This is a genomic window from Endozoicomonas sp. ONNA1, assembly GCF_024606325.1.
Taxonomy (GTDB): domain Bacteria; phylum Pseudomonadota; class Gammaproteobacteria; order Pseudomonadales; family Endozoicomonadaceae; genus Endozoicomonas_A.
This window is the reverse complement of the sequence record NZ_JAHHPN010000123.1, coordinates 1-1725: the sequence shown is the minus strand read 5'-3', so window position 1 is coordinate 1725 and position 1725 is coordinate 1. Positions and strand designations below refer to the sequence as shown.

The window sequence follows — 1725 nt, the reverse complement described above, 5'->3', positions numbered from 1 at the left end:
AAGTTTTTGACATCGAAATACTGACATTACTGGACGGGTACAGGGATGAAATGGAGCTTATGCATATCGTTACCGCTCTTAAAAAAGCCAAAATCGATATCGATAACCACATAATGGAAGGATGGAGGCAACGGGCATGCGGCGAAATAAAGCTGTTAAAAAGGCGAGATCCTTTATTATCAGAGGTTGATCCTGATGTTTATCAGAGTTGTCAGGAACTAGAGTTGCTTGATCGGTGTGGAGTTATTTTATAAAAAAGATCTGTGTCGTATGATAAAAGCTTCTGAAAAAAAAACGTCAGCCAACTCCGTTCATGGCAAGTTCGCCGGTGCAGTGCTATGAAGTCTCGCGCAAACGTCAATCAATGGGCCCTATCCGAATGACGTATGAATTTTTCCAAAAGCGGATGGATTCACAGACGCTGATTTTATTAGCCTGAATCTATGAGACGCTCACAAAAAAACAAAACTGCCTTCTCAATGGTTCGATCACTGCTTCTGCTGGTGGCAATAATGTTTGGGGAGTCACTGCAAGCTTTGGAATGGATCGGCTCAAGCCCACTACCAGTACATTTCTTATATCCCTATCAGTTGGCCGAACCTGAACCGCCCGACCCTGTTCCGGCTGGGTTTATGAAATTCGCCTTCAGTTTACTGCGGCGGCTGCCAAATAATAGTCCTCTTCAGTCTCTCCAACTGCCTCCCCAAGCCATCTGGCCAATGAAGCCAACACTCCGCACTGAACTGTTGGCTATGCCCCCGGAAGTCCCCGATAACACTTCCAATAAGCTGAACACCATCGCCGCTGCCGGGGGAGATGATGGCGATAAGCCAACTGACAGAAATAACTGGAATCCTGACCCTGAGTCCCGGACTGACCTTGACCTTAATCTTGTTTCTGACCCTATTCAAAAATGCCTGCAACAAAAAAAGCAACTCCTTCAAATGTTGCGAATCAAACGACTATGGGCTATTACGACAGGGCAAACCACCCTGGCCCGGATATTGTCAAACCGGATCATGGTGATTGAAGCGGACCTTTTGGACCTGGAAAGATCAAACACCGCCAATATGCATCCGGTGCTGGTTCAGACACGGCTGGCAGAGAATGGTCGGGAACTCAGTGTTTACCTTGAGGTCACTTCTGACAAATATTCTGGCCGACAGGCGGCTAACAGGGAAAAGAGTCAATCCTCCCAAACGACCAAAGCATCAACGACCGAGACAAAAAGCCAGACTCGAAAATCCCATCAGGTTTCCCAAGCTGCTGCCCATAGAAAGGTCATTGGTTCGACAGTCGGCAATGGTCGTGGCGGCGATGATCCAATGGAACCCTCTGCTGCGCAGGATACCGCAAGTTCGGTTGTAACTTGTACCAAGTGTGGCAAGGCACTGAATCTACAGGAATTAAGACGTGTAGCCCATGAGGCAGCAGTTTCAGCACTGTTATGCAAAAGCTGCCTGTCGGGCACTCGAGGTAAAAAAAGAGCAAGACCACCGCGGCAAGAAACAGAGCCTGACTCATCAGAACCTGTTCAGAAAAAAAAGAAAGGCCCGGGTAGAAAGAGAAAAAATTCAAAAGCAACCAATGCACCACCGGCCAAAAAAAAGAAGCCGACAGGCACTCAGACCACCGATGGCCCATTGGAAAAAGTAAAGGCACATATCAAATACGAATTAAGTCAGGAAGAGCTGGAAAAAGCGCAAACCCTGATGGAGGTATTCA

Annotated in this window: 2 protein-coding genes; both read left to right on the top strand. The window is 47.4% G+C overall.

Annotated elements, in window-relative coordinates:
* The coding region (locus KDK19_RS02755) for a hypothetical protein (RefSeq protein WP_257252955.1) at nucleotides 1-254 on the top strand (254 nt) is incomplete at its 5' end.
* A gap of 465 nt (nucleotides 255-719) precedes the next feature.
* A partial coding sequence (locus KDK19_RS02750) for a hypothetical protein (protein ID WP_257252954.1) occupies nucleotides 720-1725 on the top strand: 1006 nt, incomplete at its 3' end.